The organism is Geobacillus lituanicus (assembly GCF_050994965.1).
Lineage (GTDB): Bacteria > Bacillota > Bacilli > Bacillales > Anoxybacillaceae > Geobacillus > Geobacillus stearothermophilus.
Genome location: NZ_CP194773.1, coordinates 2,668,687 through 2,688,635 on the forward strand (window position 1 = coordinate 2,668,687; position 19,949 = coordinate 2,688,635).

Below are 19,949 nucleotides of genomic sequence, written 5' to 3' on the forward strand. Positions count from 1 at the left end.
CGGGCAAAAAAGCGAAGCCGTTTTGCCCATTGAGCAAGCAACTTCCAGTTTGCGCTATTGTTTCCCAATGTATTTCGCTTTTTCGCGGTTATGCTCAGCGAGCGTTTTCGTGAAAATGACGTCGCCCGCCGGAGTGGCCAGAAAGTATAAATAGTCGGTCGCAGCCGGCTGAAGCGCCGCTTCGATCGACATCTCGCCGGCGTTGGCGATCGGACCGGGCGGCAGCCCTTGATGAATGTAGGTATTATACGGCGAATCAACTTGCAAGTCTTTATACAGCACCCGATCTTTATGTTTGCCGAGCGCGTACAGGACGGTCGGATCGGTTTGCAGCGGCATGCCGATGCGCAGCCGGTTGTAAAAGACGCTGGCGATTTTTTCGCGGTCGGCTTTCTCGGTCGCCTCTTCTTCGATTAACGACGACATGGTCAACAATCGATGCGGCGACAATTGTTTTTCTTTCATCGTCTCTTTGTATTGACCGAGCACCTCCGCCGTTTTCGCGACCATCGCCTCAATGATCTCCGGAAGCGGCGGCTTTTGGTCGGCAAACACGTAAGTGGCCGGAAACAGGTAGCCTTCAAGCGGATAACGAATGCCGCGCTGAAAAATGTCCGCTGTCAACAACTCAGGGTACGTGCGGCGAAGCTGTTCAATATACGCGCGATCGTTCAACAGCTTCATCACGTCTTCCTGCTTGTACCCGGTTTTGGCGGCGATGATGGCAGCGATTTGCACAAGCTGCGACCCTTCTGGAATGGTGAGCTTCAATCCGATTTTTAGCGACCGGCCGGTTTGCAATAGCTCGATGATGCGCGCCATCGGCATCGCCCGCGTCAGCTCATACTCCCCCGCTTGAAAGCCTGATTCGTTTTTCCAGCGAACATAGAAGCGAAAGACGGCCGCACTTTTAATCAGCCGCTTTCGTTCAAGCTGTTCGGCAATATCCGCCGCCGATGAGCCGACCGGAATCGACACATGGACAGGAGTGCGGTCGTTCGGAGCAACCGGCTGGAACGCCGAACGGATGTAGAAAAAACTGCCGGCGCCGGCGATGACGATTGCAGCCAGCAGGACGGCGCAGACGATCAAGACGGTTTTCCGTCCAAGCCGCGCCTTGGGCGCCTTGAAACCATTCTGGTTCATTTCCAGCCTCCTTTCATCGGCCATATTATACTACAACTTTCGGCATTTTTCGCCTTTGGACGCTAAAAAACGGCCGCCCGCAGGCAGCCGTTTTGTCCGTTACGCCTCGTCTTCTCCTTCTTGCTCGGCGCAAAACGTATTCCACACTTCTTCAATCATATCCCATTCTTCTTCCGTTTCGATCGGGAGCAGCTCGCCCTCTTCGTTTTCATTGCCTGGGACAAAGGCTGAGACGTGCACCTCTGTCTCGCCGTCCTCGTCTTCGGCTTCGGCGCCGACCGGATAGTAAAACACGTACGATTTGCCAAAATCGTCCGATTCAAACGTAAACAAAATTTCGCACAGCTGCTCGTTGCCATGTTCGTCGACAACGGTAATGTGACGGTCTCCGTGTTCCATGTTTTCTCCTCCAATTTATCGTTTACTGTCCAAATATGACTGCAAAATGACGGCCGCCGCCATTTTGTCAATGACTTTCCGCCGCTTTTTCCGGCTGACATCGGCGGCAATCAGCATCCGCTCGGCGGCCATCGTCGACAGCCGTTCATCCCAGAGCACAACCGGCAAAGAAAACTCCTCGCGCAGTTTGGCGGCGAACCGCTCACTTGCCTCAGCGCGCGGTCCGAGCGTGCCGTTCATGTTTTTCGGCCATCCGACGACGATCGCATCGACGCCGTACTCATCGATAAGGGCGCGCAGCCGCTCTAAACCATAATCGCCGCGCTCCTCATCGATGGCGATCGTCTCGAGTCCTTGCGCCGTCCAGCCAAGCTCATCGCTCACCGCGACGCCGAGCGTTTTCGTTCCGAGATCAAGCCCCAATATCCGCATCGGTCAATCCTTTCGTTGCCCCTGTAAATAGAATTTCACCAATTCCTCGATTAATTCGTCACGTTCGATTTTGCGGATGAGCGCGCGCGCATCTTTATGGCGCGGGATGTAAGCCGGGTCGCCGGACAGCAGGTAGCCGACAATTTGGTTGATCGGGTTGTAGCCTTTTTCTTGCAAGGCGTCATACACCGTCAACAACACTTCGCGGACATTCGTTTCCGCCGGCTCTTCGGAAAAATGAAACTGCATCGTTTGATCAAACGAGCTCACCGTTTCCACCTCGCTCTTTGTTCGGGCCATCCCCTTCTCTTACATCCATTGTACACGATCCGCGCCCATTTAGGAAATGGATTTCACCCACGTTTCGACATAGTTGAGCGCCTCGGCGACTTTCTGCGCATCTTTGCCGCCTGCCTGCGCCAAATCCGGCCGTCCGCCGCCTCCTCCGCCGCAGCGTGACGCCACTTCTTTCACCAGTTTGCCGGCGTGGAATCCTTGTTTCACCAAGTCGTCGGTCACCGCAGCAATCAGCTGCACTTTTCCGCCTTGCACCGCCGCCAAGACAATGACTGCAGTGCCTAGTTTTTGCTTCAAGTCATCGGCCATCGCCCGCAGCTGATTCATGTCGTTCGCCTGCACTTTCGCGGCCAACACCGGCACGCCGTTTACGTCTTTCACCTGGCGGGTGAGGTGCTCTGCCTCCATATGCGCGAGGCGGGCTGACAGCGATTCGTTTTCGCGCTCGAGCTCTTTCAGCTCGGCAAACAGTCCGTCAAGACGCGCATTCAATTCTTTCGGGCTTGTTTTCAGCTTTTGCGCCGCCTCTTGCAAAATAGCCAGCTGTTCGCTCATAAAGCGGTACGCCGCTTCCCCGGTCACCGCCTCAATGCGGCGCGTGCCGGCGCCGATGCCCGATTCGGAGACGATTTTAAACAGGCCGATGGCTGACGTGTTTGGCACATGGCAGCCGCCGCACAGCTCCAAGCTGTAGTCGCCCACCTTCACGACGCGGACGATGTCGCCGTACTTTTCGCCAAACAGCGCCATCGCGCCCATCGCTTTCGCTTCTTCAAGCGGTTTGTAGAAAATGTCGACCGGAAGGCTTTTCCAAATTTGCTCGTTGACGATCGCTTCAATGCGCTCAAGCTCCTCCGGCTTCACTTGCCCGAAGTGGGTAAAGTCAAAACGGAGCCGGTCTGGAGCGACGAGCGAGCCCGCCTGGTTGACATGGCGGCCGAGCACGTCTTTCAGCGCCTGATGGAGCAAATGGGTTGCCGTATGGTTTTTGATAATGCGGGCCCGTTTCGCTTCATCGACGCGCGCCGTATACACCGCACCTTTTTTCACCGTACCGCTCTCGACGACGATCGAATGAAGATGCTGTCCGTTTGGCGCTTTTTGCACATCTTTGACGACCGCCGTTCCCGTCTCGCCGGCAAACGTTCCTTGGTCGGCGATTTGGCCGCCGCTTTCAGCGTAAAACGGCGTCACATCGACGATGATTTGCGCCTCTTCGCCGGCGCGGACTTCCTCGACAAGCTGTCCGTCTTTGACGATGGCGAGAACGGTGGAAGAAGCGACGAGCTCATCGTAGCCGACGAAGCGGCTTTCGTCTTTAATGTCGCCAAGGACGCCGCCTTGCACCTGCATCGAATCCACGTCTTGGCGGGCGGCGCGTGCCCGTTCGCGCTGCCGTTCCATTTCTCGTTCAAACCCGTCATGGTCGACTTTCATTCCCGCTTCTGCCGCGTATTCCTCCGTCAGCTCCACCGGGAAGCCGTACGTATCGTACAGGCGGAACACGTCCTCGCCGGGGATGACGTCGCTTCCTTCGGCTTTGGCCTTCTCAATCACGTCGCTTAAAATGGCGAGCCCTTCGTGAAGCGTCTCATGGAACCGCTCCTCCTCGCTGCGGATGACGCGGGCGATAAAATCGGCTTTTTCTTTCACTTCCGGATAATAGTCGTGCATAATTTCGCCGACGACCGGAACGAGTTCGTACATAAACGGGCGTTCAATGCCGATGTGTTTCGCGTAGCGCACGGCGCGGCGGAGCAGGCGGCGCAATACATAGCCGCGGCCCTCGTTTGACGGCAGCGCCCCATCGCCGATCGCAAACGTCACCGCGCGAATATGGTCGGCGATCACTTTAAACGCGACGTCTTTCTCCCGGTCTTCGCCATACCGTTCGCCGGAAATTTGCTCGGTGGCGCGGATGATCGGCAGGAACAAGTCGGTTTCAAAGTTTGTCGGCACATCTTGCAAAATCGAGCACATCCGCTCCAAGCCCATGCCGGTGTCGATGTTTTTCTTCGGCAGCGGCGTGTACGTGCCGTCCGGATTATGGTTGAACTGCGAAAAGACGAGGTTCCATACTTCCAAATAGCGGTCGTTTTCCCCGCCCGGGTACAGCTCTGGGTCGTTCGGATCGTTGCCGAACGCTTCACCGCGGTCGTAAAAAATTTCCGTATTCGGGCCGCTCGGGCCTTCCCCGATATCCCAGAAGTTTCCTTCGAGGCGGATGATCCGTTCTTCCGGCAGGCCGATTTCGTTGCGCCAAATGTTGTACGCTTCCTCGTCTTCCGGATGGACCGTGACGGACAGCCGTTCCGGATCAAAGCCAATCCATTTGTCGCTCGTTAAAAACTCCCATGCCCAATGAATCGCTTCACGCTTGAAATAATCGCCGATCGAAAAGTTGCCGAGCATTTCAAAAAACGTATGGTGGCGCGCCGTTTTCCCGACATTTTCGATATCGTTCGTGCGAATCGATTTTTGCGCATTGCAAATGCGCGGATTTTCGGGAATGATGCGGCCGTCAAAATACTTTTTCAACGTCGCGACGCCGCTGTTGATCCACAGCAGCGACGGGTCGTCAACCGGAATGAGCGATGCGCTCGGCTCCACCGTATGGCCTTTTTCCTGGAAAAACTCTAAAAACATGCGCCGCACTTCGGCAGATGTCAGTTTCTTCATGATGATCCTCCCCTTTGTTTTTTCTATAAAAAAACTCCCATCCCTTGGCAGGGACGAGAGTTGCGCTCGCGGTACCACCCTGTTTATGGGCAGAAAATGCCCATCACCTCTTCGGCCGTAACGCAGCCTTGCGTCAGGTTTTGCCTGCGCTCCGGATTAGCCTTCTGTTGCCCTTCATCTGGAATTTCTTTCAGCCGCGGAAATTCCTCTCTGTGCGCCGGTTGCGCGTTAAGATGGACTGCAACATACTCGATCCGTCATCGCGTTATGTATTCGCTTTGTTCATTGAAAGATTATAGACAAGCAGCAAGCGTTTGTCAATGCGGGGCGTAATGTTCTTTCCAGTGCGATACGGCCACTTTCAGCACCGCTGCAGTCGGGACGGCGAGGATGAGGCCGAGCACGCCGGCCAGCTCGCCGCCGGCAAACAGCGCGAACATAATGACAAGCGGATGCATATGAACGCTTTTGCCGACAATGAACGGTGATAAAACGTTCCCTTCAAGAAACTGCAAGGCAAAAATGATGATCAGCACGATGATCACCATTTTGAGCGAGATGGTCGCCGCCAAAATCACAGCCGGAATCGCGCCGAGCAACGGGCCGAAGTACGGAATGATGTTCGTCAGCCCGATGATAAATCCAAGCAAAAGCGGATAGTCCATGCCGGCGAGCCAAAGGCCGAGCGACGCCGCAAGGCCGATCGCTGCACAGACGAACAGCTGGCCGCGAATATAGCCGCCAAGCGATTCGTCAACATCTTTTACAAACGCCATCCCCGGTTCGCGCCACCGCTTTGGGGTCATGTACCAAACCGTTCTTTTTAGCACCTCAATGTCTTTTAGCATATAAAACACGATAAATGGGATGAGCAAAAGCGTCGCCGCCGAACCGATGAATGATTTGGCGGCGTCGATCGCCATCGTCACCGCGCCCGCCGCCGCCTTTTCGATTTGAACAAACACCGCTTCAATGCGCGTATGCACTTCCATCGGCCATGTCGATGTTTCATCATGAATATGGCGGGCCCACCGGCGGTATGTATCCATTAATGACGGCAGCTGCTCGTCCAATTCCCGCAGCTGGGCGATGAATAGCGGCACGCCGCGGTAAAGCCCGTAGCCGACAGCTCCGAAAAACAAAACGTAAATGAGCAAAATGGCCAGCGCGCGCGGCATCCCTTTGCCGTGAAGATACTCAACAAGCGGATGCAACAAATAGGTAATAAACGCCGCCAGCAAAAACGGGGCTAAGGCGGTGGCGACAAAATCGACGACCGGCCACCATACGTCTTTCATCCGGACGATTAAATACACGATTGCGGTAACTAACAGCCACTTTCCAATGCGCAAAAATGACAGCCATTGCTGCTCGCCCATCGCCACACCTCCTACCGTTTAGTGTAGGAGATGAAGTTGGAAATATGCTCCCGTTATCTCTTCCACTATTTCACAAAAAAGCAAGCCGCCCCCGCCGCGCGGGCGGGAAGCGGCAACGGCTTTAACGGATCGCCTGCATCAAGCGGCGGCGCATTCTCCGCATCGTGCGGCCGTTCGTCCAACCGTTGCGCTGGGCGAGCTGGTATGCAGCGACACCCAACCCGACGGCCAACAACGACGTCATCGTCCGGTTCATGCTTGTCCCCCCTAATATGGGATCGTGCGCTCATGGTCGTCAAACAAGTCATCCAAGGAGCTTAACGTCCCGTCTTCCTCGACTTGATGGGCGTGGATCATCCCTTTCGAGACGGACAGCTCAATGAAGCAATCCCAGCAATAATACTGGTTGACACCAATTTTCCCCAGATTTTTTCGCTTGCAATTGGGGCAAATGAGCATCGACAGCCACTCTCCTTACATCATAGTTTCCACGGTGATGACGCCTTCCCTGGCGGTGAACGGAACTGCCTCCATCCGTTTCTTTCCTTCGGTCAAATCAGAAAAAAATCCCTCGCTGATCTCGTATCCATCAATCTTGCCCAATTGCCCGTCAAAGTATACATCATCCAGCAGTCCGATCGCTTTTCCGTTCGCAGCAACGACCATGCTGCCGGCAAGGCCGCGTTCACCGTAAAGAGAGTGGCCGCTCTCGGCAGAGGGAAATGGCTGGAAGCTGTCAGCATCATGGATGATGACTTTATCGTTTTGCAACGACTGCACGGCGGAAAGCGGCAAGTAGCGGCGGCGGCCAAACAAACCGCCCCGTTCCGCTACCAACCCTTTGACCGTGCCGTGGCTGGTAAACCAAATGTCCGCGATCGTCCCGACCGCTTTCCCTGTCGTTTGCTCATAAATGGGAAGCCCTTTGACGTCGGAAAACGTCCGCATCATTCTCCCACCTTTCCAGCCACCTTTAACTTGTCTCATCATCCATAAAGTCATACGGCGTAACGTTTTCCATCCCGATGTTCGCATCCTCAAACGGCAGCTCCCTTTCACCCAACGGCGCCGCCGCGGCCGTCAGCTTTTCGGCGAGCGCCGTCTGGCGGCCGCTGTCGCTCCGCTGGGCGACGCCAAGCCGAAACGCTTCCTCTTCGCCGCACAAGATGAGAAATTGTTTGCTTCGCGTCACCGCCGTATAGAGCAAGTTTCGTTTCAACATCCGGTAGTAGCTTTTTACGACGGGCAAGATGACAATCGGAAATTCGCTCCCTTGTGCTTTATGGACCGAGCAGCAATACGCATGCGTAATTTGCGCCAAGTCTTGCCTTGTGTATGTGACCTCAATGCCATCGAATGAGACGACGAGCAAATCTTGCTTTTCAATATTTTCCTTGGCGTAAAAAATGGCAACGATTTCGCCGATGTCGCCGTTAAATACATTGTCTTCCGGTTGATTGACAAGCTGCAGCACTTTGTCGCCGACCCGGTATACGACCTCGCCGACCGCCAGCTCCCGCTTTCCGGCAGCCGGAGGGTTGAACAGCTCCTGCAGCACTTTGTTCAACTGGTCGATGCCGGCCGGGCCGCGGTACATCGGGGCGAGCACTTGAATATCTTTGACGGAAAACCCTTTTTTGCGGGCGTTGTCGGCGATTTGCCGGACGACGTCCGCCACTTGTCCGGCGCGGCAGCGGATGAAGGAACGATCCGCCTTGGGAGCGGTCAAGTCAGCCGGCACCATCCCGCGCTTCATCTCATGGGCGAGCTCAATGATCGACGACCCTTCCGTCTGGCGGTACACGTCAGTCAGCCGCACGGACGGAATAACGCCTGATTGAAGCAAATCTTTCAGCACTTGTCCAGGCCCCACAGAAGGCAATTGGTCTTCGTCGCCGACGAAAACGACTTGCATGCCGTTTGGCACCGCTTTGAGCAGCTGATTGGCCAGCCATGTGTCGACCATTGACATTTCGTCCACAATCAGCAGCCGACCGGCGATCGGCTCATCTTCATCGCGGCTGAACCCTTCCGCCCCGTTCCAGCCGAGCAGCCGGTGAATCGTCGCGGCTGGCAGCCCGGTCGCCTCGCTCATCCGTTTCGCCGCCCGGCCGGTCGGTGCGGCAAGCAGCACGGGAAACGGCTCGTCATGTTTATAATCAGCGGGATCAAGCGAGATGCCGTTGAGCGCGGCAAACAGCTCGACAATGCCTCGAATGACCGTCGTCTTCCCCGTGCCCGGACCGCCGGTCAAAATAAAAAGCGGCGAGGAAAGGGCGCGCTCGATGGCCTCTTTTTGCTGGGGGGCGTATTGCATGCCAAGCCGCTCCTCAAGCGCCCCAAGCGCCAATAAAAACTCCGACTCGGCAAACGCAGCCGGAGGCGGCTGCCCGAGCAGCCGCTTAATGTTGGAGACGATCCCTTTCTCGGCGAAGTAAAGGGAGGGGAGATAATAACGCCCTTGCTCGGCGATCAGCTTCCCTTCCTCGCTTAACATCAGAAGCGTTTGGCCGATCGCTTGTCCATCCACCGCACCGCTCTGCCTTCCATCAAGCAGCTCCCCGATGCGCTCCATCAGCTCTTCCTCGCGCAAATACACGTGCCCTTCCTGCAAGCACGCCTGTTCGAGAACAAACAGCGAAGCAGCGCGCAGCCGGGCCGGATGGCTGCCGGAAATGCCGAGCTGGCGGCCGAGCTCATCGGCGCGTCCAAAACCGATTCCTTCAACGTCCTCAACAAGTTGGTACGGGTTTTGATGAATGACATCCATCGCTTCCTCGCCGTATGCCTGATAAATTTTCATGGCAAGCTGCGGGCCGAACCCAAACTGGGCAAGGGCAATCATCGTTTGTTCCAATCCTTCGTGAGCGCGGAGCGATTCGTACAATCGTTTCGCTTTTTGCTTCGTCAGCTTCGGCACTTTCAAAAGCGCATCCGGGTCGCGCAAAATCGCAGCGATCGCGTTTTCGCCAAGCGCCTCGACAATCGCCGCCGCTGTTTTTTTGCCGATCCCTTTAAACAAGCCGCTCGACAAATAATGGATGACCCCTTCTTTCGTGTTGGGAAGCTGTTTGCGGAACTGTTCGGCCGCATACTGTCGGCCAAAGCGCGGGTGTTGGCGGAACTGGCCGTAAAAGACATATACGTCTCCTTCATGCAAGCGTGGAAAATAGCCGGTGACGATGACTTCCTCCTCGACCGGCTCCTCATTCGTCTCTTCAACGCGAATGCGGGCGACGGTATAAAGCGTTTCCTCATTGTGGAAGATGACTGACAAACATGCTCCCTTAATGAACGTGCGTCCGTCCAAGGCAAGCGTTTGCTGCTCTTGCAAGAACGATCCCCCGCCTTTTTACGGCGCAAGCCGCTTTTCCATCAGTTTTTTCCCGTACCCGGCGAGCAGATGATCCGGCTTGGCGTCCAGCGCGGCCGCAAACCAATCGCGGGCGGCTGCCCAGTCGTCTTGATACGCATAAATGACGCCTAAATTGTAATACGCATCAGCGTGGCCCGGCTGGAGCGCAATCGTTTTTTCAAAATACCGTTTCGCCTCTTCCACATATTCGAGGTGGGCAAGGCAAAGACCAAGTTGAAAGAGCGCTTCAGCATCCGTTTCATTCAGTTCGGCCGCCCGTTGCAAATACGGCAGCGCCAGGCGCGGCATCTCCAGCCGCAACAGCGACATGCCGAGCATAAAATGTGTATCCGCATCATTCAGCCCGAGCTGAAGCGCCCGCTCAAACATGTCTTTCGCCTGGGCGAACTGCTCGCGTTTGTAATGCACTGTGCCGATGCCGTAATACGCGGCCGCCGCCCGCTCATCGAGCGCCAGCGCCTGTCGGAAGCAGTCGAGCGCTTTCTCTTCCTCGCCGGCCGCAGCCAAAACGGTGCCGATGTTAATGTAGCCGGCCGGGTCTTCAGGCTGTTCCTGGACCGCTTTTGAAAAGCAACGGAGCGCCTCTTCATGCTCCCTGGCGCGCATATGCAAAAGCCCTTGTTCGTTCCAATTGGCCACCGCTCATCCCCCATTTCCTGCCGTTCGTTTTGCCTGCATGTCTGATCCGCGCTGCAGCGGCGCACAAAACAGAGATCAGCCGACATACCAAAGCTTTTCGCCGTTGCGGAACACTTCATCGATGATGCCGCCGCCAAGACACTCCTCGCCGTTGTAGAACACAACCGCCTGCCCCGGCGTCACCGCCCGCGCCGGCTCATCGAACACGACTTCGGCTTTGCCGTCTGGAAGCGGTCGAACTTCGACGCCGACATCCGGCTGGCGATAGCGGAATTTCGCCGTACAGCGGAACGGCGCTTCCGGTTTGCGGTCAGACACCCAGTTGACATCGATCGCTTTTAATGATGTGGAGTACAAATAATCGTTTTCAAACCCTTGGGCGACATACAACACGTTTTCGCGCACATCCTTGCCGACGACAAACCACGGCTCGCCGCCGCCGCCGATGCCAAGGCCGTGGCGCTGGCCGATCGTGTAATACATCACCCCGTCATGCCGCCCTTTCACTTCGCCGTCAAGCGTTTTCATTACCCCTGGCTGAGCCGGCAAATACTGGCTTAAAAATTCTTTGAAGTCCCGCTCGCCGATAAAGCAAATGCCGGTGCTGTCCTTTTTCCCGGCGGTGGCAAGCCCTGCTTCTTTCGCAAGGCGGCGGACGTCCGCCTTGTGCAAATGGCCGATTGGGAACATCACTTTTGACAGCTGGGCTTGGCCGAGCTGGTTCAAAAAGTACGTCTGATCTTTGTTCGGATCAGCGCCGCGCAGCATTTTATACTCGCCATCGCGAAATTCGACGCGGGCGTAATGGCCGGTCGCCACGTAGTCGGCGCCGATCGACATGGCGTGGTCCAAAAACGCCTTGAATTTGATCTCTTTGTTGCACATCACGTCCGGGTTCGGGGTGCGGCCGGCTTTGTATTCCTCCAAAAAGTACGTAAATACTTTATCCCAATATTGCTTTTCAAAGTTGACCGCATAGTACGGAATGCCGATTTGATTGCAGACGCGCACGACATCTTCATAATCTTCGGTCGCCGTGCAAACGCCGTTTTCATCGGTGTCGTCCCAGTTTTTCATGAAAATGCCGATCACATCGTACCCTTGTTCTTTCAGCAACAAAGCGGCAACCGACGAGTCGACCCCGCCTGACATGCCGACGACGACGCGCGTTTCGTGCGGGGCTTTGTTCATGATGCTTCACCTCCTTACCGATTGGTCAGCCGCTTGACGATGTTGACCGTTTCTTCCGCGGCTTGCTCAATTTGTTCCTTTGTATTGCCGAGCCCAAAGCTGAAGCGGACGGACGAGCGAATGCGCTCCGATTCTTTTCCGCACATGGCCACGAGCACATGCGACGGATCGATCGACCCGGCCGTGCATGCTGAGCCGCTTGAGGCGGCAATGCCCGCCAAATCGAGATTGACAAGCAGCGATTCCACGTTCGTTCCCGGGAAGGCGACATTTAAAATGTGCGGCAAGCCGTCTGGACTGCCGTTGACCACATAGTCGATGCCCGAAGAGCGGAAAATATCGATCATCGCTTCACGCCAAGCCGCATATTGCTTGCGTTTGTCGCCCCTCGTCCGCTCGGCGATCTCCGCCGCCTGCGCCAAACCGATAATGCCCGGCACATTTTCCGTTCCGGCGCGCCGCTTCCGCTCTTGCTCCCCGCCGAAAAGGAGCGGGGTGATTTTCACCGTTTCCCGGACATAAAGCGCGCCGCTTCCTTTTGGGCCGTTAATTTTATGGCTCGAAAGCGACAGCAAATCAATCCCGTACTCATTGACATCGATCGGAATGAGGCCGTATGCTTGGACGGCATCGGTATGGAAATAAGCCGGATGGTCGCGCAAAAGCGCGCCAATTTCGCGGATCGGCTGAATCGTGCCCACTTCATTGTTGGCGAACATGACCGATACGACAATCGTCTCGTCGCGCAGCGCGGCTTTCACGTCATCCGCCGAGACCATCCCTTGTTCATTGACCGGCAAATACGTCACCTCAAACCCTTGCGTCTCTAAATATTCACAGGCGCGCAGCACGGCGTGGTGCTCAATGGCAGTCGTAATAATATGACGGCCGCGGCTGCGGTTGGCCATCGCCGTCCCGATGAGCGCGAAGTTGTCGGCTTCCGTTCCCCCGCTTGTGAACACGATTTCCGTCTCTTTCGCCCCGATCGAGCGGGCGATGACAGCCCGCGCCTCATCAACGCCCCGGCGGCTTTGCCGGCCAAAGTAATGGATGCTAGACGGGTTGCCGAACTGTTCGGTCATCCAATGGACCATGCCGGCTGCCACTTCCGGGTGAACGGGAGAGGTGGCGGCATGATCCAAGTAAATCCGTTGCACCGGTCATTCCCCTTTCTGTTGCTTAAATATAAAACATATATGCCCCTTCGTCTCCATCGCTATACTTCGCCAAATCTTCAAGCGTCGTGCTGTCAAGCACTTCCTCGACCGCATCGCGGATGCGAATCCATAGCTCGCGCTTCGCCGGCTCCTCCTCTTCCAGCTCCTCAACCGGGGTCAACGGTCCTTCCAGCACGCGCAAAATGTCGCCGGCGGTAATTTTCGCCGGATGCTCGGCAAGCACATAGCCGCCATACGCCCCGCGGATGCTTTTGACAAGCCCGGCGTTGCGCAGCGGCGTCACAAGCTGCTCGAGGTAATGTTCTGATAAATTGTTGGCTTTGGCAATCGAACGAAGCGAAATCGGACGGTCGCCATATTTTTTCGCCAATTCAATCATAATCGTCAGCCCATACCGGCCTTTCGTTGAAATTTTCATCATATCCCCCCTAAAGAAACGACATCATGAAGAGGCCGGCAAAATACAAACTTCCGCGCAGCCATGGCATATATCGATGAACCATGATCGTCATGTTCCCCCTCTTGGAAAATCGCCTGTGTTATTATACCATAAATGCCCCGCACGTTCACGGACTAGCCTTGCCGCCATGCTTTAACTGCTCAAGCCGCCGGTACACCTTGGCGTAATGTTTTTCCTCGCCATGCTCTTTCGGTTCATAATAGCGGACGCCTTCTAGAGCGGAGGGCAAATACGCTTGCGCCACCCAGCCGTTCGGATAATCGTGCGGATATAAATAGCCTTGTCCGTGCCCAAGCAAAGCCGCTCCTTTGTAATGGGCATCTTTCAAATGATCGGGAATGTCGCCAAGTTTGCCGGCGCGCACATCGGCCAGCGCGGCATCGAGCGCCTTGTAGGCGCTGTTGGATTTCGGGCTCAAGCAAAGTTCGATCGTCACAACCGAAAGCGGGATGCGCGCTTCCGGCAGCCCGATCCGCTCCGCTGCCGCCACCGCCGCCTGCACCTTCACGCCCATCATCGGATTGGCAAGCCCAATATCCTCATAGGCGATCACAAGCAGCCGCCGGCAAACGGCCGCCAAGTCACCGCCTTCAAGCAAGCGTGCCAAGTAATGAAGGGCGGCATCGACATCGCTGCCGCGCACGCTTTTTTGAAAAGCCGACAGCAGCGAGTAATAGTGATCGCCATATTTGTCATGGACAAAGCCGCGATTCGCCGTGCATGAAGCGACAACCGTTTCATCGATATACAGGCGGCCGTCGCGCTCATCAGCCGCCGCCACCGCCGCCTCAAGAAGCGAAAGCGCGGCGCGCGCATCCCCGCCGGCCGCCGCGGCCAAGCGCCATAGAAGCGCCTCCTCGATCATGATCGACATCTCTCCAAAACCGCGTTCCGAATCGGCGAGCGCCCGTTTCAAAATTACGATTAAATCCTCGGGCTCAAGCCGTTTCAGCTGCTGAATTTGCCCGCACCGGCTGCGAATGGCTGGGTTCACTTCGTGAAACGGGTTTTCCGTCGTCGCCCCAATGAGCGTGATGAGCCCTGATTCCATATGGGGGAGAAGCACATCTTGCTGGGCTTTATTTAGCCGGTGGATTTCATCGATAAACAAAAGGACATTGCCCGACCAACGCGCCGCCTCAGCCGCCTCTTCGATCTCCTTTTTTCCGGCGGCCGTTGCGTTTAAAGCCACCAGCTCCCGTCCGGCCGTGCGGGCGATGGCATAAGCGAGCGACGTCTTTCCCGTTCCCGGTTCCCCATACAGCAAAAGCGACGGCACCCATCCTTTTTTTACCATTTTATAAAGCGGCGTCCCCGGCCCGATCAAATGCGCTTGTCCGACAATCTCATCGATCGTCCGCGGGCGCATCCGCACCGCCAGCGGCTCTGTCGTATTTCGCATGCGAATCCCTCCTGCGTTTCATTGTACAGCGGCGGCGGCGGTTTCGCCAAATCGAATCTTCCGCTTTGCGCCTTTACCGGCCTCGCCGGCGGAAAGGATATGCCGAAAATCGACAACCTGGAGTTTAAAGTGGAAAAAGGACGGAAAAACTATTATCATATCAACATTACATTTGCGGGGTGGACAGCATGAAGACGAGACAAGATGCATGGTCGCATGAAGAGGATGTACTGCTTGCAGAAACGGTACTGCAATACATACGCGAAGGCAAAACGCAGCTCGCCGCCTTCGAAAAGGTCGGAAAACAGCTGCGGCGGACGGCGGCGGCATGCGGGTTTCGCTGGAACGCCGAGGTGCGGAAACGGCACCTTGAAGCCATTGAACAGGCAAAAAAACAGCGAAAAGAACGGAAACGGGCATTGGAAATGATGAAAAAATGGCAAAAGGAGGCGGCCGCCGTATCGTTCGGCGCCCCTGACAATCCGAAGCTTGCCGAGGGATCGTCCCCGTTTCTCCCGGCTACCCCGTTGACGCTTGACGAGTGCATTTCCTTTTTGCAAAGGCTGCGGAACGACGTTGAGCAGCTGGAAGCCGCCCGCCGGGAAAACGAGCGACTGAAACGGGAACGGGCGGAGTGGCAGGCTCGCAATGAACAGTTGGCCAAAAAGGCCGAACGCTTGGAAGCGCGCCAGACGACGGTGCGCGAAGATTACGAGGCGCTCGTCAAAATTATGGCCCGCGCCCGTCAGCTTGCCTCCGAAGAAGGCGACCGCTTTTCCCTCGCCCAGCTTCTTCTCTCCGAAACGGGCGGACAAGTCGAACCGATGGCCCATTCATAACGAAACAAGAGGCAATGGCATGCATCGCCCCTTGTCTGCCCATCGTTTCCTCATTCGCCGACGCGGGCGATGGGGATGTCTTTTAACAATTCATTGATGACGTAAGACGCCATAATGAGCCCGGCAACCGACGGAACAAACGCGTTCGATGATGGCGGCATTTTCGCTTTGCGGATCGGCGAAGCATCGTTGCCGACGACTTGGCGAACGTCTTCGCGGATTTTCACCGGCTTCTCATCGGAAAAGACGACCGGAATGCCGCGGCGAATCCCTTCTTTGCGCAGCTTGGCGCGGATGACTTTCGCAATCGGATCGGTGTGCGTTTTTGAAATGTCGACTATGCGAAAGCGGGTCGGATCCATTTTGTTTGCCGCCCCCATGCTCGAGATGATCGGAATGCCGCGCTTAAGGCATTGTTTCATTAAATGCACTTTATACACGATCGTGTCGGACGCATCGATGACAAAATCCAAGTCATAGGCAAAAAACTGCTCATACGTCTCTTCCGTATAAAACATTTGCAAAGCGATGACCTCGCACTCCGGGTTAATGTCAGCAATGCGCTCTTTCATCAGCTCGACTTTCGGGCGGCCGATCGTTGACAATAGGGCGTGGATTTGCCGGTTAATGTTCGTAATGTCGACATTGTCGCGATCCACCAGCACCAACCGGCCGACGCCGGAGCGGGCGAGCGCTTCGACGGCGAACGACCCGACACCGCCGACGCCAAGCACCGCCACGGTGGCGTTTCTTAATGTTTGCAGCCCCTCAGGGCCGATGGCCAATTCATTGCGGGAAAATTGGTGAAGCATGGCTCTCCTCTCCATTTGCTCAGAAATTGATAGTGATGCCGCTTCTTATCGTACATGAAGTCGCCCGAAGCGGCAACGGCTTTTTGTTGGCAAAAGAAAACCCCTATGCTGTTTCCGGCATAGGGGCGTCATGTTTCCATCCTCGTATGCATACCAGTCCCAATCGTGCCGTCGATGCCTTCGTTTTGAACCCGCTCCCACATAGGTGGGTGCCCTGTTCCAAGGTTTGCGCTTCCCCTGTGACGAAGGGGCGTGCACGCCGCTTGGAAACCCCGGGCTCCCGGATCATCTACTGTTCGGTCAAAACGATGGGTGACTCGACGAACACATTAGGACGGTGTGTTGCTTTGATTGTATCATATTTTTTCGCGTTTGTGAACCTCTGCCGCCAATGTTTCTCCTTCCAACGGCGCCATTATTCCTCACGAGGAAGCACAACGGCCAAATGCAGCTCCTCGAGCTGCTTTTCGCTGACCGGGCCCGGCGCTTCCGTCAATAGGCAGCTCGCACTCGCCGTTTTCGGGAAGGCGATCGTGTCGCGCAAGTTCGTGCGCCCCGCAAGCAGCATGACGAGCCGGTCGAGGCCGAGGGCGATGCCGCCATGCGGCGGGGTGCCGTATTCAAACGCCTCAAGCAGGAAGCCGAACTGGCGTCGCGCTTCTTCTTTGCTGAACCCTAAAGCCTGGAACATTTTTTCTTGCACGTCGCGCTCGAAAATGCGGAGCGAACCGCCGCCGAGCTCGTACCCGTTTAACACTAAATCGTACGCCTGTGCACGGACGGCGCCCGGGTTTGTCTCAAGCAGCGGAATGTCGTCGCGCACCGGCATCGTAAACGGATGGTGGGCGGCGTAGTAGCGTCCTTCTTCTTCGTCGTACTCCAACAGCGGCCAGTCGGTGACCCATAAAAACGCCAGTCTCGTTTCATCGATCAAACCGAGCTCTTTGCCAAGCTTCAGCCGGAGCGCCCCAAGCGCAGCGGCGACGACCGCAGGCCGGTCAGCGACAAACAGAAGCAAGTCTCCGTCGTCGACAGCGAGCAGCTGCCGCAATGCCGTCTGTTCGTCGGTGGTGAAAAATTTGGCGATCGGCCCTTTCAGCTCATCCCCTTCCGCTTTCAGCCAGGCGAGCCCTTTCGCCCCGTAGCGGGCCGCAAATTCGCCTAACGCGTCGATGTCTTTGCGCGAATAGCGGCTTGCAGCGCCTTTGACGTTGATCGCCTTCACTTGCCCGCCTTCCTTGACCGTGCGGGCGAACACTTGAAACGCCGAATCCCGGACGGCTTCGGATACATCGACGAGCTCAAGGCCAAAGCGCACATCCGGTTTATCGGAACCGTAGCGGTTCATCGCTTCGGCATACGTCATGCGCGGAAACGGGCGCGGGATATCGATGCCTTTGGCCGCTTTGACGACCGCCGCCATCATCCGCTCCGTTAAATCGATAATATCTTCCTGGCTGATAAACGACATTTCAATATCGATTTGCGTAAACTCCGGCTGGCGGTCGGCGCGCAAGTCTTCATCGCGGAAGCAGCGGGCGATCTGGTAATAGCGCTCAAAGCCGCCGACCATGAGCAGTTGCTTAAAAATTTGCGGCGACTGCGGCAAAGCGTAAAACTCGCCAGGGTGGACGCGGCTTGGCACTAAATAGTCACGCGCCCCCTCCGGCGTGCTTTTCGTCAACATCGGCGTCTCGATTTCCAAAAAGCGCTCGCTATCCAAAAAGTCGCGCACCGCTTTCGTCACTTTATGGCGAAGCGCAAGCGTCTGAAACATGACCGGGCGGCGCAAATCCAAATACCGATACTTTAAGCGCACATCTTCCGCCGCGTCCGTATCGTCGGAAATGGCAAACGGCGGCGTTTTCGCTTCATTGATAATGTCAATTCGCTCGGCTTGGATTTCAATGCGGCCGGTCGCAATGTTCGGATTGACCGTCTCCGGTGCGCGGGCGACGACCGTTCCTTCGACGCTCACCACATATTCGCTCCGCACGCGTTCCGCTGCCGCCAACGCCTCGGCCGAGACGTCGGGGCTGGCGACGACTTGGACAATGCCGGTCCGGTCGCGCAAGTCAATGAAAATGAGCCCGCCTAAGTCGCGGCGTTTTTGCACCCACCCTTTCAATATGACGCGCTCGCCAACCGCTGTTTCCGGCACTTCCCCACAATAATACGTCCGCTGCATCGTGTTACTCCTCCCGTCCTGTCCGTTTTGCCAAAACATGCGCCAGTTCGCCAAACGGCACTTTCATCTGCTCGCCGCTGGCCATGTCTTTAACGGTTGCCGCCCCGCTTTCCAGCTCTTCGTCGCCGATCATGGCGACAAACGACGCACCAAGCCGGTCGGCCGCTTTCAGCTGAGCTTTCATTTTCCGCCCCAAATAGTCTTGATCAACGCGCAGTCCGGCGCGGCGCAATTCATAGACGAGGCGGACCGCTTCCGTTTTCGCCTGCTCGCCGACGGCGACGACATAGCAATCGAGCCCGCGGCGGACCGGCAGCTCGACCCCTTCCGCCTCGAGAGCCGCCAGGAGGCGCTCAATGCTGAGCGCAAAGCCGATGCCCGGCGTTTCCGGGCCGCCGATTTCTTGGACGAGCCCGTTGTAACGACCGCCGCCGCACAGCGTCGCCCCCGCCCCGAATCCTTCGAGATCGCTCATAATTTCAAATGTCGTATGGTTGTAGTAGTCGAGCCCGCGCACGAGCCGGGAGTCGATGACAAACGGAATGTCGAGCACCGCCAAATAGTGCTTCACTTTTTCAAAGTAAGCGCGCGATTCATCGTTCAAATAGTCCAAAATCGACGGCGCCGTCGCCATCAGTTCATGGCCGCGGTCCTTTTTGCAGTCGAGAATGCGAAGCGGATTCGTCTGAAGACGTGCTTGACAATCTTCGCACAGCTCATGAATGCGGCTTTCAAAATGGCGAACAAGCGCCTCGCGGTGCGCCCGGCGGCTGTCAAGGTCGCCTAGGCTGTTGATCACCAACCGGATATGCTGCAGCCCGAGTTCGTTATAAATGTGCATCGCCAGTGCGATCACTTCCGCATCGACCGCTGGATCGCTGCTGCCAAGCACTTCGACGCCAAACTGCACAAACTGGCGGAACCGCCCCGATTCAGGCCGTTCATAGCGGAACATCGGTCCAGTGTAATAGAGCTTGACCGGCTGGTTCGGGCTGCCGTACAGCTTATGCTCGACAAACGCTCTGGCAACCGGCGCTGTTCCTTCCGGGCGGAGCGTCAACGCGCGGCCGCCTTTGTCTTCAAACGTGTACATTTCTTTTTGCACGATGTCGGTCGTATCGCCGACCCCGCGCAAAAACAGCTCCGTATGTTCAAAAATCGGTGTGCGGATTTCCTCATAGCCATACCGTCCGCAAAGGCTGCGGACGACTTGCTCGACATGCTGCCATTTTTCCGTTTCACCCGGCAGCACATCCTGCGTCCCTCTTGGAATTTGAAACGGCATGTTCAATCCTCCTTTGCCCAAAATAAAAACGCCCTTGTCCCCATGACCATAGGGACGAGAGCGTCATTCCCGCGGTGCCACCCTAATTGAAGCCGATCGGCTTCCGCTTGTCGCCATTAACGCATGGCACACGTTCCCCTTTACTGGCGCAAAGCGCGTTCAAAGAGAAACCTACGGAGTGTCTTTCGTTAAGCCATCATGGAGAAGCGCTCGCAGCCTTGGGCGCTTCCTCTCTGGCCATGTGGGC

Annotated in this window: 19 protein-coding genes, 1 other RNA gene and 1 other annotated feature (1 of these 21 running past the window's edge); of the genes, 1 reads left to right on the forward strand and 19 read right to left on the reverse strand. The window is 56.3% G+C overall.

Features of this window, described 5'->3' with window-relative positions; translation table 11 throughout:
* Positions 1-54: 54 nt before the first annotated feature.
* The 15 genes from mltG to ACR1UW_RS13775 all read right to left on the reverse strand — a co-directional run bounded on the left by mltG (position 55) and on the right by ACR1UW_RS13775 (position 14,578).
* Entirely contained in the window at positions 55-1,146 is a 1,092-nt protein-coding gene (gene mltG, locus ACR1UW_RS13705; RefSeq protein WP_095859702.1) for an endolytic transglycosylase MltG, read from the reverse strand.
* Between the two features lie 99 nt (positions 1,147-1,245).
* Positions 1,246-1,545 (reverse strand): DUF1292 domain-containing protein, encoded by a 300-nt coding sequence (locus ACR1UW_RS13710; RefSeq protein ID WP_044743322.1) that lies wholly within the window; start codon positions 1,543-1,545, stop codon positions 1,246-1,248.
* A 15-nt stretch (positions 1,546-1,560) separates the two neighbouring features.
* Complete coding sequence (ruvX, locus tag ACR1UW_RS13715) at positions 1,561-1,977, reverse strand: Holliday junction resolvase RuvX (protein ID WP_033011936.1); 417 nt, start codon at positions 1,975-1,977, stop codon at positions 1,561-1,563.
* Positions 1,978-1,980: 3 nt separating this feature from the next.
* Complete coding sequence (locus tag ACR1UW_RS13720; RefSeq protein ID WP_015375467.1) at positions 1,981-2,247, reverse strand: IreB family regulatory phosphoprotein; 267 nt, start codon at positions 2,245-2,247, stop codon at positions 1,981-1,983.
* 69 nt (positions 2,248-2,316) lie between these two features.
* Entirely contained in the window at positions 2,317-4,953 is a 2,637-nt protein-coding gene (gene alaS / locus ACR1UW_RS13725) for an alanine--tRNA ligase (RefSeq protein WP_498933730.1), read from the reverse strand.
* Between the two features lie 317 nt (positions 4,954-5,270).
* The gene (locus ACR1UW_RS13730) at positions 5,271-6,332 is read right to left on the reverse strand and encodes an AI-2E family transporter (RefSeq protein ID WP_063330515.1); all 1,062 of its coding nucleotides are present in this window, start codon (positions 6,330-6,332) and stop codon (positions 5,271-5,273) included.
* A 121-nt stretch (positions 6,333-6,453) separates the two neighbouring features.
* A complete protein-coding gene (locus tag ACR1UW_RS13735; protein ID WP_080729662.1) occupies positions 6,454-6,588 on the reverse strand; it encodes a YrzQ family protein in 135 nt (44 codons plus the stop codon).
* Between the two features lie 11 nt (positions 6,589-6,599).
* Positions 6,600-6,791, reverse strand: a complete 192-nt coding sequence (locus ACR1UW_RS13740; RefSeq protein ID WP_033011933.1) for a YrzR-like zinc ribbon domain — start codon at positions 6,789-6,791, stop codon at positions 6,600-6,602.
* A gap of 15 nt (positions 6,792-6,806) precedes the next feature.
* Positions 6,807-7,280: a PRC-barrel domain-containing protein gene (locus ACR1UW_RS13745; RefSeq protein WP_033011931.1), complete on the reverse strand. Its 474-nt coding sequence runs from the start codon at positions 7,278-7,280 to the stop codon at positions 6,807-6,809.
* 25 nt (positions 7,281-7,305) lie between these two features.
* Positions 7,306-9,666 carry an SF1B family DNA helicase RecD2 gene (recD2, locus tag ACR1UW_RS13750; RefSeq protein WP_237420615.1) on the reverse strand — a complete coding sequence of 787 codons (2,361 nt, stop codon included), beginning with the start codon at positions 9,664-9,666 and terminating at the stop codon, positions 7,306-7,308.
* Positions 9,667-9,684: 18 nt separating this feature from the next.
* The gene (locus ACR1UW_RS13755; RefSeq protein WP_498933733.1) at positions 9,685-10,347 is read right to left on the reverse strand and encodes a tetratricopeptide repeat protein; all 663 of its coding nucleotides are present in this window, start codon (positions 10,345-10,347) and stop codon (positions 9,685-9,687) included.
* 75 nt (positions 10,348-10,422) lie between these two features.
* The gene (gene mnmA / locus ACR1UW_RS13760) at positions 10,423-11,538 is read right to left on the reverse strand and encodes a tRNA 2-thiouridine(34) synthase MnmA (RefSeq protein WP_033011927.1); all 1,116 of its coding nucleotides are present in this window, start codon (positions 11,536-11,538) and stop codon (positions 10,423-10,425) included.
* Between the two features lie 14 nt (positions 11,539-11,552).
* Positions 11,553-12,695, reverse strand: coding sequence for a cysteine desulfurase family protein (locus tag ACR1UW_RS13765; protein WP_498933736.1), 1,143 nt, complete (start codon positions 12,693-12,695; stop codon positions 11,553-11,555).
* A gap of 22 nt (positions 12,696-12,717) precedes the next feature.
* The gene (gene cymR / locus ACR1UW_RS13770) at positions 12,718-13,134 is read right to left on the reverse strand and encodes a cysteine metabolism transcriptional regulator CymR (RefSeq protein WP_011232042.1); all 417 of its coding nucleotides are present in this window, start codon (positions 13,132-13,134) and stop codon (positions 12,718-12,720) included.
* Between the two features lie 148 nt (positions 13,135-13,282).
* Positions 13,283-14,578 (reverse strand): replication-associated recombination protein A, encoded by a 1,296-nt coding sequence (locus tag ACR1UW_RS13775; protein WP_033011924.1) that lies wholly within the window; start codon positions 14,576-14,578, stop codon positions 13,283-13,285.
* A gap of 188 nt (positions 14,579-14,766) precedes the next feature.
* Between ACR1UW_RS13775 and ACR1UW_RS13780 the strand changes: the two genes are divergently transcribed.
* Complete coding sequence (locus ACR1UW_RS13780) at positions 14,767-15,417, forward strand: RsfA family transcriptional regulator (protein WP_033011923.1); 651 nt, start codon at positions 14,767-14,769, stop codon at positions 15,415-15,417.
* Positions 15,418-15,467: 50 nt separating this feature from the next.
* Here ACR1UW_RS13780 and ACR1UW_RS13785 read toward each other — a convergent pair whose 3' ends face one another.
* From ACR1UW_RS13785 to hisS, 4 genes are all read right to left on the reverse strand, one after another.
* A complete protein-coding gene (locus ACR1UW_RS13785) occupies positions 15,468-16,229 on the reverse strand; it encodes a tRNA threonylcarbamoyladenosine dehydratase (RefSeq protein WP_063330511.1) in 762 nt (253 codons plus the stop codon).
* Between the two features lie 152 nt (positions 16,230-16,381).
* Positions 16,382-16,568, reverse strand: a non-coding RNA gene (ssrS, locus tag ACR1UW_RS13790) — 6S RNA.
* Positions 16,569-16,644: 76 nt separating this feature from the next.
* Positions 16,645-18,417, reverse strand: a complete 1,773-nt coding sequence (gene aspS, locus ACR1UW_RS13795) for an aspartate--tRNA ligase (protein WP_498933740.1) — start codon at positions 18,415-18,417, stop codon at positions 16,645-16,647.
* 4 nt (positions 18,418-18,421) lie between these two features.
* The gene (hisS, locus tag ACR1UW_RS13800; RefSeq protein ID WP_498933742.1) at positions 18,422-19,702 is read right to left on the reverse strand and encodes a histidine--tRNA ligase; all 1,281 of its coding nucleotides are present in this window, start codon (positions 19,700-19,702) and stop codon (positions 18,422-18,424) included.
* Between the two features lie 47 nt (positions 19,703-19,749).
* Positions 19,750-19,949: a binding site (T-box leader), on the reverse strand; it runs 31 nt beyond the window's last position.

Coding starts and splice junctions, on each gene's coding strand:
- alaS (WP_498933730.1), bottom strand. CDS start 4,953: ATGAAGAAACTGACATCTGCCGAAGTGCGGCGCATGTTTTTAGAGTTT.
- ACR1UW_RS13745 (WP_033011931.1), bottom strand. CDS start 7,280: ATGCGGACGTTTTCCGACGTCAAAGGGCTTCCCATTTATGAGCAAACG.
- aspS (WP_498933740.1), bottom strand. CDS start 18,417: ATGCAGCGGACGTATTATTGTGGGGAAGTGCCGGAAACAGCGGTTGGC.
- ruvX (WP_033011936.1), bottom strand. CDS start 1,977: ATGCGGATATTGGGGCTTGATCTCGGAACGAAAACGCTCGGCGTCGCG.
- hisS (WP_498933742.1), bottom strand. CDS start 19,702: ATGCCGTTTCAAATTCCAAGAGGGACGCAGGATGTGCTGCCGGGTGAA.
- mltG (WP_095859702.1), bottom strand. CDS start 1,146: ATGAACCAGAATGGTTTCAAGGCGCCCAAGGCGCGGCTTGGACGGAAA.
- ACR1UW_RS13780 (WP_033011923.1), top strand. CDS start 14,767: ATGAAGACGAGACAAGATGCATGGTCGCATGAAGAGGATGTACTGCTT.
- mnmA (WP_033011927.1), bottom strand. CDS start 11,538: ATGAACAAAGCCCCGCACGAAACGCGCGTCGTCGTCGGCATGTCAGGC.
- ACR1UW_RS13710 (WP_044743322.1), bottom strand. CDS start 1,545: ATGGAACACGGAGACCGTCACATTACCGTTGTCGACGAACATGGCAAC.
- ACR1UW_RS13730 (WP_063330515.1), bottom strand. CDS start 6,332: ATGGGCGAGCAGCAATGGCTGTCATTTTTGCGCATTGGAAAGTGGCTG.
- ACR1UW_RS13785 (WP_063330511.1), bottom strand. CDS start 16,229: ATGCTTCACCAATTTTCCCGCAATGAATTGGCCATCGGCCCTGAGGGG.
- ACR1UW_RS13735 (WP_080729662.1), bottom strand. CDS start 6,588: ATGAACCGGACGATGACGTCGTTGTTGGCCGTCGGGTTGGGTGTCGCT.
- ACR1UW_RS13775 (WP_033011924.1), bottom strand. CDS start 14,578: ATGCGAAATACGACAGAGCCGCTGGCGGTGCGGATGCGCCCGCGGACG.
- cymR (WP_011232042.1), bottom strand. CDS start 13,134: ATGAAAATTTCAACGAAAGGCCGGTATGGGCTGACGATTATGATTGAA.
- ACR1UW_RS13740 (WP_033011933.1), bottom strand. CDS start 6,791: ATGCTCATTTGCCCCAATTGCAAGCGAAAAAATCTGGGGAAAATTGGT.